The sequence below is a fragment of the Pseudomonas sp. BN607 genome, from assembly GCF_029871175.1.
Lineage (GTDB): Bacteria > Pseudomonadota > Gammaproteobacteria > Pseudomonadales > Pseudomonadaceae > Aquipseudomonas.
The window spans coordinates 83,429-93,854 of the sequence record NZ_SSOE01000018.1; the positions used below are offsets into that span (position 1 = coordinate 83,429).

The window sequence follows — 10,426 nt, forward strand, 5'->3', positions numbered from 1 at the left end:
TCGCCCTCCACCATGGCCAACCCCACCGAAGCCCCTAGTGCCCAGACCCCGACACGCGCCAGCGCAACCGACGCCTTCATTGGCAAGCTGCTGCCCGAATGGTTGCGTGCAGCAACCCCGCAACAAATCAAACGCCTGCGCAACCTGTTCAAGGAACACAAGGCCGGGCAGGACAACGTACGCGCAGCCACTCGGGGGCTTGTCCCGCTACAAACCTTCGCCTTGGACAAGCTTGGCACGTTGCTCAAGGGCCGGCTGCCCGCGGGCAGCAAACTGAACGAGCTTGAGTGGCTTGAACCCGAGGGCGAGGTGGTTAGCGACGGCTTTCTCGGTTTTTCCCTGGGGACGATCGAGGTGCGCCAATCCGCGCTGCTGCGCCTGATGCAGAACTTTCCCAGCGGCGCCACGCCGCTACGCGGTGAGTTTGTGGTCAACGGCGGGCGCAAGGTGCTCTATCGCGCCGACGATGCCTTTGTGAAAGCGTGCAGGGATCTGGACACTGGCAGGTTGTATCAAACCCTGATTGATCAAACCTTCAACGCTCAAACGTGCAAGCTGCTTGTCGCGGAAAAGCGGGCGGGGCTCCGGCTGGCTGCTGAGCTGGCAGTGATCCAGGGTGACCTGGACGCGCAGGTGTGTGCGGCGCTGGCCGAGGTGGCGGATGCCCAGCACAGTGAGGGCCGGCACCTGCAAGGTTACCCAGGGTTGTTGACCGTGCTCGGCAAGCCTGTGGCAGATGCCTTGGTGATCCCGTTGCGTGACGTAGCAGGTGAGGCAAGTGGCTGGGTCCTCTATCTTCCCAGCGACCCGTCGCAGGCCCTGCATCACTTCCTCACGCTGGGGCAGATGCATCAGGCCATGGTCAAGCGGCTGAATGCACCTGAATACCAGAAATACTTTATCCAGTTGATTGCGCTTGAGGACCGTCAAGACTTCGTCCAGCTGCTTCAGACACGTCTCAAAGACCCAGAGCCTGACCTGCAGATGGATGGCACGACTGGCCAGGGTGACGTGTTTGTACGGCTGGTCGCGCAGCAAGTAGAACGGATAAAAAGCGACGCCAGCTTGCTGTTGGTGCCGCTGGCACAAGCGGATGCACGGGCGGCCAAACAGCGCCAGGCAAGCTGGAAGTCGCTGGGCTGGGACGTGGCCAATCTGGCCGGCATGTTTGTCCCTGTGGTGGGGGAGTTGCTGCTGGGGCGAATGCTGGTACAAACCGTTTCCGAGGTCTACGAGGGTGTGACGGACTGGGCGTACGGACACCAGCATGAAGCGCTGGAGCACCTGCTTGGTGTGGCTGAGACCTTCGCCCAGGTTGCGGTGACGGGTGCAGTGATCGGCGCTACCGGCCACTTTGTGCGCAGCCGCTTTGTCGATGGCCTTGAGCCGGTGAGGCTGGACAACGGCCAGCAACGGCTATGGTCCAGCGATCTCACGGTCTACGAGTCGACGCCTGATGAACGCACCCTGGCTGATGATGGCTTGTATGGCAGCGGAACACGCCGCTGGATGCGCAGTGGTGATCGCTACCATGAGGTTCATCGCCCGCAGGCGCAGGTGCCGTGGCGGCTGCGTCATCCCCGCGGTGATGAGGCCTTTGGACCCATAGTGGAGTTCAATGGAGAGCGCAGTTGGCATGTACGGTCGGCGCGCCCGCAGACCTGGGGTGACAGCGCCCGCATGCTCGATACGTTGTGGCCATTACAGGCACCGCTGAGCACCGAACATGCAGAGCAGATCGTACAGATGGCGGGCATTAGCAAGGACATACTCCGCGGCCTGATAATTGAGAACCGCCCGCTGCCGGTTACCCTGCGCGAGACCTTGCGGCGTTTCGATGCCAACACCCGTATCGAGGCATTCTTTACATCACTTGGCGATGCATCGGTGGTGGGGGGGGATGCCGAGATCCAGGCGTGGTGCCTGGCCCGGCCTGGAATGACGGCCTTGGATCCGGCCGCCCTCAAAGCCGCTTTGCTGCAGCAGCAGCCGCAGCTGGAGGGGCCTCTGCTGCAGCATCTGACCCGGATCAGGCTGCCGGATGACCCCGTAGCCAGGTTGGTCAAGCGTGACTTCCCCCACTTGCCTGACGCCTATGTCGCGGAGGTCGTGGCCGAAGCCGATAACGCCCAGGCGAAGCTTTCCGGGCTCGACAAGCTGTCTGTGAAGATGGCGACCAAGGCGCGCTTCTTGTCGCAGCTGGCGCGGCTGGACCGGGCAGTGCAGGGCCTGTTTCTAAGCAGTGCTTACACAGACGAGGCCGGGGAACTGGTGATCAACTTGCTGACGAGGCTGCCCAACTGGCCGTCGCAGCTCGGAGTGGCGTTACGCGACGGCTCGCCCTACGGTCGTTTGCTGACCCGGCTGTCGGCCATGTCGACCGAAGGTGAAACCGTGTCACTGGTCCATGCCAACGGACGTTTTCGCTTGTTCGATGGGCAGGGCTATGAACATTCCGCAGAAGTCGCCGAACCAGGCACGATCTTTCAGGCCCTTGCCGCTCTGCTGACGCCCGAGCAGCTCAGCCGAATGGGGTTGCCCGCTGAGCAGCCTGCCGCGCTATTGCGTGCCAAGCTCCAGGCCTTGGTGCCAGACACGCGCACCGCCCGCCTGCACCTGCTCGGATGGCGTGAGCAAGCCCCGTGGTTCAACCCCGGCCAGCGTTTGACCAATGGCAGGGTTGGCTATCTGTTGAGCGGCCGTGGCGAAGCCGGTACCAGCCTGCAGCAGCTGTTGCGCGCACGCCTGGGGGTACTGTACCGAGGGCTCGGTGACGTCGAGCTCGAGCAAGAGGTCGTACGCCTGCAAGGCTTCGGTGATCAGGCATTCCAGCACCTGCTGGATCTGGAGGATAGCTACAACCGATTGGATCGGGCACTCAACCAATGGCATGGCAGCGAATTGAACGAGGCCCGCCAAACCTGCCGAAAGGTTGTCGCTGACAGCATTCGCAGGGCTTGGCGTTTCCAGGGCGAACAGGTTTACGACAGCGAAGGAAACATCATTGGCCAGCGCCTCAGGCTGGAGGGGCCAAGCATCACGACACTCCCGTCATTGCCGTTGTCGGTGGACTTCCCACGCCTCGTTTCATTAGTGATCAACGACACCGCGCTGACTGTCGTGCCAGTGGACTTCCTGCACGGCCTTACCGCCCTGACCGAGGTGAACCTTGTCGGCAACCAGCTATCTGCAGTACCAATAGGCATTGCCTACCTTATCGAGCTGCGCACCTTGCGCCTGGCTCGTAACAACATTCACCTGAGCTTTAGCACCATCAGCGCAATCAACGGTCTCCCTCGGCTGGAAACGATTGACCTAAGTTACAACCCGTTGGGGCAATACCCCGTGCCCTATAACCAGCTGTCTCATTTACGTGAGCTGGATTTACAGCATTGCCGGCTGAGCGTCTGGCCGAGTGGTCTCGAACTGTGCAGCACACTCGAGAAAGTGAACTTGAGTGGTAATCACCTGAAGGTAATACCGGAAGTTATCCTGAGGATGCCGCAGTACTTTCGCCATATATTCGTGGTGATGCGCAACCCCCTCAGCACCTATGACGTGCAGCGCCTGTATGCCCTCGATGTCATTCTGGAAGAGGGGGCAATGCCTTCGCCTTCGTTGAAAGGGCTGCAACGGGCACGTTCGCTTTGGGTGGGGGGTAGCGAGCCCAGCACTTTGCAGGCGCGAGGGCGGCAGTGGGATGAATTGGCAGGCATGCCTGACAGCGTCGGTTTGTTTGCCCTGATTGAGCAGTTGGAACGCACCACCGACTATGTCAACGCCAGCCAGAACTTGCGTGGCAACCTGTGGACGCTGTTGGATGCCGTGTACAGCAATACGGCGTTGCGTACGGAAGTGTTCGCCGAGTTACGCCCCCCGTTCGGCCCGATCAACCGCGTCGTTCGCCGCTTCAGCGATTTGCTCAACCGGGCAGCGATTGCCCAGGCTGAAAACAACACGTCACCTGATCGCGGCAATCAATTGCTTGAGCTTGGGCGGGGCTTGTTCCGGCTGGAGCACGTCGAGCGACGGGCCACTGCCGAAACAGCTCGACGCGCAGGGCTTGGCCAGTTTGTTGACGACGATACCATCGACACGATCAACCTGTATTTCCGCATCAAGCTGAGCAAGGTCCTGCAGCTGCCCTTCCAGCCACAGACCATGGATGTCAGCGAAACGGCGGGGGTTAGTGATGCAACCATTGCGCAGGCGTTCCGTCGAGTCAGGGAGGCTGAAACCTTGCCCAACCTGTCGCGTAGTCTGGCCCAGCGCGAGTTTTGGCAGCGGTACCTGCGCGAACGCAGCAGCGAGTATTTCACCAACCTGGAGCGCGTCTATCAGGACCGCGTACAGCGGGTAGAGCAGCAGCGTGCCGAACTTGCCCCCGCTGAATTCACCCAACGCCTTGACGACCTGGCCATCGAACGCGACCAGGACGAGCGGGCCCTGTTGGTGCGCCTGACTCACCAACTGTTATATGGCAAGGAGCGCGGCCAGGCTTGAGGCCGGCAGCGGCCAAACCGGTCATCCAGATTGACAGCTTTGGCCATTGCCGCATGAGGTGCGCGGCGCGAACATCGTCGGACCGATGGTTCCACTCCAACAACAAGAAACCAGGAGTCCGACGATGCGTGATTACGCCGAGGCCGCTCGTTCGTTCGAGCTCAACCAGGCAGCCATTGAAGCGCTGCACGGTAACCTCGCAGCCCTCAATGCCTGTGTAGAATGCTGCGACCGGCACGTTGGCAGCGACCGGCCTGCCTTGATCTGGGAGGGCCGTGACGGTGATACCCAGCGCTACAGTTTTGACCAGCTCCAGGCCTTGGCCACCCGTTTTGCCAATGTGCTGAAGGCGCAAGGCGTGCAGGCTGGCGACAGGGTTGCCGGGCTTATGCCGCGGACCCCTGAGCTATTGGTAACCATCCTTGCCACGTGGCGCCTGGGGGCGGTCTACCAGCCGCTGTTCACGGCCTTCGGTCCCAAGGCCATCGAGCACCGGCTTGAGCAATCCCACGCCAAGGTGGTCGTCACTGACCACGGCAACCGGTGCAAGCTTGACGAAGTCGTGGGCTGCCCGCTTGTCGTTACCGTGGGCGCCGCTGCCGGCGAGCTGGATTTTCATCAGGCTCTGGAGGCCGCTCACAGTGTCTGCGAGCCGGTCATGCGGACGGGTGACGATCCTTTCCTGTTGATGTTCACGTCCGGTACCACGGGCCCGGCCAAGCCGCTGGAGGTCCCGCTGCGTGCAATCGTTGCTTTCCAGGGCTACATGCGCGATGCCATCGACCTGCAGCCAACGGATAACTTCTGGAACCTGGCCGATCCGGGCTGGGCCTATGGGCTGTATTACGCCGTCACCGGCCCGTTGTCGCTGGGCCATGCCACCACCTTCTACGATGGCCCGTTCAGCGTTGACAGCTGCGCGCGGGTCATCGCCAAACTGGGCATCACCAACCTGGCTGGCTCGCCCACCGCGTACCGCATGCTGATTGCTGCTGGCGATGATTTCTCGGCCCCGATCAAGGGCCGTTTACGGGCGGTCAGCAGTGCTGGCGAGCCGCTCAACCCGGAAGTGATCCGCTGGTTCGCCGACGAACTGGGGGTGACCATTCACGATCACTACGGGCAGACCGAACTGGGCATGGTGCTGTGCAATCATCACGGCCTCCAGCACCCGGTGCAGTTGGGCTCGGCCGGCTTTGCCATTCCCGGCCACCGCATTGTGGTGCTGGATGAGCAGGGGCGCGAGCTGCCGGCCGGGCGGCCGGGAATCCTGGCGGTCGACCGCGAACAATCGCCGCTGTGCTGGTTTGGTGGCTACCACGGCCTGCCGACCAAAGCCTTCGTCGGCAAGTACTACCTCAGCGGCGACACCGTAGAGCTGAACCAGGACGGCAGCATCAGCTTCGTCGGGCGCAGCGACGACGTGATCACCACATCCGGTTACCGGGTAGGCCCCTTCGATGTGGAAAGCGCGCTGATCGAGCACCCGGCGGTGATCGAGGCGGCAGTGATCGGCAAGCCGGACCCTGAGCGTACCGAGCTTATCAAGGCCTTCGTGGTCTTGGCCAACGGCTACAACGGCAGTGCCGAACTTGAGGAGACCCTGCGCCAGCATGTGCGCAAGCGTTTATATGCGCATGCCTACCCCCGCGAAATCGAATTCGTCAGCGAGCTACCCAAGACCCCGAGCGGCAAGCTGCAACGCTTCATCCTGCGTAATCAGGAAGTCGCCAAACAACAAGCGCAACAGGCCACCCCTGCCAGCGCCTGAAAGGAAAAACCGATCATGCACATAGCCAACAAACATTTCATCGTCAGCGGCGCCGCCTCCGGGTTGGGCGCCGCTACCGCGCAGATGCTGGTCGAGGCCGGCGCCAAGGTCATGCTGGTCGACCTCAATGCCCAGGCCGTCGAGGCCAAGGCACGCGAACTGGGTGACGGCGCCCGTTTCGCGGTCGCCGATATCAGCGACGAGCAGGCCGCCCAGGCGGCAGTCGATGCCGCGCTCAGCGCCTTTGGTAGCCTTCATGGGCTGATCAATTGCGCCGGTATCGTCGGTGCCGAGAAGGTCTTGGGCAAGCAGGGCCCGCATGGTTTGGCCAGCTTCGCCAAGGTCATCAATGTCAACCTGGTCGGCAGCTTCAACTTGCTGCGCCTGGCCGCAGCAGCCATGGCCGAAGGGGTTGCCGATGAGGGTGGTGAGCGTGGGGTGATCATCAACACGGCCTCCATCGCCGCCTATGACGGCCAGATCGGCCAGGCCGCGTACGCGGCCTCCAAGGGTGCGATCGCCAGCTTGACCTTGCCGGCCGCGCGCGAGCTGGCACGCTTTGGGATCCGCGTCATGACCATTGCCCCGGGAATCTTTGAAACGCCGATGATGGCCGGTATGAGCGACGAGGTGCGCGCATCGTTGGCAGCGGGTGTGCCGTTCCCACCCCGCCTGGGCCGCCCGCAGGAGTACGCGGCGTTGGCTCGCCACATCATCGAGAACAGCATGCTCAACGGCGAGGTGATCCGCCTCGACGGTGCGCTGCGCATGGCTGCCAAGTAAGGAGTAATGGACATGACCCTCGCCAATGATCCGATCGTTATCGTCAGTGCCGTGCGCACCCCCATGGGCGGCCTGCAGGGCGACCTCAAGAGCCTGACCGCGCCACAACTGGGCAGCGCGGCAATTCGTGGCGCCGTCGAGCGCGCGGGTATCGACGCCGCCAGCGTCGAGCAGGTGCTGTTCGGCTGCGTGCTGCCAGCAGGCCAGGGCCAGGCCCCTGCACGCCAGGCGGCGCTGGGCGCCGGGCTGGGCAAGCACACCACTTGTACCACCCTGAACAAGATGTGTGGCTCAGGCATGCAGGCGGCGATCATGGCCCATGACCTGCTGCTGGCCGGCACGGCCGATGTGGTGGTGGCCGGCGGCATGGAAAGCATGACCAACGCGCCGTACCTGCTGGACAAGGCCCGTGGGGGGTACCGCATGGGGCACGGCAAGATCATCGACCATATGTTCATGGATGGCCTGGAAGACGCCTATGACAAAGGCCGACTGATGGGCACGTTTGCCGAGGACTGTGCGCAGAGCGGCGCCTTCAGCCGTGAAGCCCAGGACAACTTCGCCATTGCTTCGCTGACCCGGGCGCAGGAAGCGATCAAACACGGCCGTTTCGCCGCTGAGATCGTGCCGGTGCAAGTCACCGAAGGTAAGGAAACGCGCATGGTCACGGATGACGAGCAGCCGCCCAAGGCCCGGCTGGACAAGATTCCGCAGCTCAAGCCAGCCTTCCGTGAGGGCGGCACAGTGACCGCCGCCAACTCCAGTTCGATTTCCGATGGTGCTGCGGCGCTGGTGCTGATGCGCCGCTCCGAAGCCGACAAGCGTGGCCTCAAGCCGCTGGCGGTGATCCATGGCCACGCTGCCTTCGCAGACACCCCGGCGCTGTTCCCGACCGCGCCGATCGGCGCTATCGACAAGCTGATGAAGCGGACCGGCTGGAGCCTGGGCGAAGTTGACCTGTTCGAGATCAACGAGGCCTTCGCCGTGGTCACCCTGGCGGCCATGAAGCACCTCGACCTGCCACACGACAAGGTCAACATCCACGGTGGTGCCTGTGCCCTCGGCCACCCGATCGGCGCCTCGGGCGCACGTATTCTGGTGACCTTGCTGTCGGCCCTGCGCCAGAACAACCTGCGCCGTGGCATAGCGGCCATCTGCATTGGCGGTGGCGAAGCCACGGCCATGGCTGTCGAATGCGTGTATTGAGGTGAACCATGCTGGTAACTGATGAGCAACAACAGATCGCCGATGCGGTACGCGCCTTCGCCCAGGAGCGCCTCAAGCCTTTTGCCGAGCAATGGGACAAGGAACACCGCTTTCCGAAAGAGGCCATTGTTGAAATGGCCGAACTGGGCCTGTTTGGCATGCTAGTGCCTGAACAGTGGGGCGGCAGCGATACGGGGTATGTAGCCTACGCCATGGCTCTGGAAGAGATTGCAGCCGGTGATGGTGCCTGCTCGACCATCATGAGCGTGCACAACTCCGTGGGTTGCGTACCGATCCTGCGTTTCGGCACCGAGTCGCAGAAACAACAGTTCCTCACGCCACTGGCCAGCGGCGCGATGCTCGGCGCTTTTGCCCTGACCGAACCGCAGGCCGGCTCTGACGCCAGCAGCCTGAAGACCCGCGCACGCCTGGATGGCGACCACTACGTGCTCAGTGGCAGCAAGCAATTCATTACATCGGGCCAGAATGCCGGTGTGGTGATCGTGTTTGCCGTGACCGACCCGAGCGCTGGCAAACGGGGTATCAGCGCGTTCATCGTGCCCACCGACTCGCCTGGCTATCAGGTAGCGCGGGTCGAGGACAAACTCGGCCAGCACGCCTCTGACACCTGCCAGATCGTCTTCGACAATGTACGGGTACCGGTGGCCAATCGCCTGGGTGCCGAAGGCGAGGGCTACAAGATTGCCCTGGCCAATCTGGAAGGCGGCCGCATCGGTATCGCCTCACAGGCTGTGGGCATGGCCCGCGCGGCGTTCGAAGTGGCACGCGACTACGCCAGCGAGCGCCAGAGCTTTGGCAAGGCGCTGATCGAGCACCAGGCAGTGGCCTTCCGCCTGGCCGACATGGCGACGAAAATTGCCGTGGCCCGGCAAATGGTGATGCACGCCGCCGCGCTGCGGGATGCCGGGCGCCCAGCGCTGGTGGAAGCGTCGATGGCCAAGCTGTTTGCCTCGGAAATGGCCGAAAAGGTCTGTTCGGATGCCTTGCAGACCCTGGGCGGTTATGGCTATCTGAGTGACTTCCCGCTGGAGCGGATCTACCGCGACGTTCGGGTTTGCCAGATCTACGAAGGCACCAGCGACATTCAGCGCATGGTCATTGCGCGTAATCTTTGAAGGAGCAGACTGCATGGGATTCGAAACCATCCTGTTGGACATCCACGGAAAGGTCGGCCTGATCACCCTCAACCGCCCACAGGCGCTTAATGCGCTGAATGCGCAGATCGTCGGCGAGATCAATCAGGCCCTCGACCAGCTCGAGCGTGACCCGAACATCGGCTGCGTGGTGCTGACCGGGTCGGCCAAGGCGTTTGCCGCTGGTGCCGATATCAAGGAAATGGCTGAACTGCGGTACCCGCAGATTTACGTCGATGACCTGTTCAGCGATGCCGACCGCATTGCCAACCGCCGCAAGCCGATCATCGCGGCGGTGTCCGGCTTCGCCTTGGGCGGCGGCTGCGAGCTGGCGATGATGTGCGACTTCATCCTTGCGGCTGACAACGCGAAGTTCGGCCAGCCGGAAATCAACCTTGGCGTGTTGCCGGGCATGGGCGGTACCCAGCGGCTGACCCGCGCGGTGGGTAAGGCCAAGGCCATGGAGCTGTGCTTGACGGGGCGCCTGATGGGCGCTGAAGAGGCTGAGCGTGCGGGGCTGGTGGCGCGGATCGTGCCGCAGGCGGAACTGGTGGAAGAGGCGCTGAAAGTGGCGGCGACCATTGCCAGCAAGTCGATTCCGGTGAGCATGATGGTCAAGGAGAGCGTCAACCGCGCGTTTGAGGTTACCCTCAGCGAGGGTGTGCGCTTTGAGCGTCGGGTGTTCCATGCGGCGTTTTCTACCGAAGACCAGAAAGAAGGCATGGCCGCCTTCATCGCCAAGCGCGAGGCACAGTTCAAGGATCGCTGATCAGATCGACTCGTTGCCGTTGTTTTTGCTTCTAAGCGCGCGATAGTCCAGGCGACACAGATTGCGACTTCAGTAGGCCGAGCGAAGGGCATGCGGAGGGAGGTGACGGGCATGGATGCCCGTCAAGCGCTGAGGCCCCATGGATGGGGCCTTCGGCGCGTACTCCCGGGAGCATGACCGTAGCGAGGGGACCCCGGAGCGTAGCGTAGGGGCCGGATGATGGGAGCCAGCGTTTTTTGG

At 62.6% G+C, this 10,426-nt stretch carries 6 protein-coding genes; all 6 read left to right on the forward strand.

Going from position 1 to position 10,426, the window contains the following annotated elements:
• Positions 1 to 12 precede the first annotated feature (12 nt).
• The 6 genes from E8E68_RS01730 to E8E68_RS01755 all read left to right on the forward strand — a co-directional run bounded on the left by E8E68_RS01730 (position 13) and on the right by E8E68_RS01755 (position 10,186).
• A complete protein-coding gene (locus E8E68_RS01730; protein WP_280339364.1) occupies positions 13 to 4,503 on the forward strand; it encodes an NEL-type E3 ubiquitin ligase domain-containing protein in 4,491 nt (1,496 codons plus the stop codon).
• 124 nt (positions 4,504 to 4,627) lie between these two features.
• A complete protein-coding gene (locus E8E68_RS01735) occupies positions 4,628 to 6,274 on the forward strand; it encodes an AMP-binding protein (RefSeq protein WP_280339366.1) in 1,647 nt (548 codons plus the stop codon).
• 15 nt (positions 6,275 to 6,289) lie between these two features.
• Positions 6,290 to 7,057 carry an SDR family NAD(P)-dependent oxidoreductase gene (locus E8E68_RS01740; RefSeq protein WP_280339368.1) on the forward strand — a complete coding sequence of 256 codons (768 nt, stop codon included), beginning with the start codon at positions 6,290 to 6,292 and terminating at the stop codon, positions 7,055 to 7,057.
• A 12-nt stretch (positions 7,058 to 7,069) separates the two neighbouring features.
• Positions 7,070 to 8,263 carry an acetyl-CoA C-acyltransferase gene (locus E8E68_RS01745; RefSeq protein ID WP_280339370.1) on the forward strand — a complete coding sequence of 398 codons (1,194 nt, stop codon included), beginning with the start codon at positions 7,070 to 7,072 and terminating at the stop codon, positions 8,261 to 8,263.
• Between the two features lie 8 nt (positions 8,264 to 8,271).
• Positions 8,272 to 9,399, forward strand: a complete 1,128-nt coding sequence (locus tag E8E68_RS01750; protein WP_280339372.1) for an acyl-CoA dehydrogenase — start codon at positions 8,272 to 8,274, stop codon at positions 9,397 to 9,399.
• Between the two features lie 13 nt (positions 9,400 to 9,412).
• A complete protein-coding gene (locus E8E68_RS01755; protein WP_110746974.1) occupies positions 9,413 to 10,186 on the forward strand; it encodes an enoyl-CoA hydratase in 774 nt (257 codons plus the stop codon).
• The last annotated feature ends 240 nt before the right edge of the window (positions 10,187 to 10,426 follow it).

Coding starts and splice junctions, on each gene's coding strand:
- E8E68_RS01730 (WP_280339364.1), top strand. CDS start 13: ATGGCCAACCCCACCGAAGCCCCTAGTGCCCAGACCCCGACACGCGCC.
- E8E68_RS01745 (WP_280339370.1), top strand. CDS start 7,070: ATGACCCTCGCCAATGATCCGATCGTTATCGTCAGTGCCGTGCGCACC.
- E8E68_RS01750 (WP_280339372.1), top strand. CDS start 8,272: ATGCTGGTAACTGATGAGCAACAACAGATCGCCGATGCGGTACGCGCC.
- E8E68_RS01735 (WP_280339366.1), top strand. CDS start 4,628: ATGCGTGATTACGCCGAGGCCGCTCGTTCGTTCGAGCTCAACCAGGCA.
- E8E68_RS01755 (WP_110746974.1), top strand. CDS start 9,413: ATGGGATTCGAAACCATCCTGTTGGACATCCACGGAAAGGTCGGCCTG.
- E8E68_RS01740 (WP_280339368.1), top strand. CDS start 6,290: ATGCACATAGCCAACAAACATTTCATCGTCAGCGGCGCCGCCTCCGGG.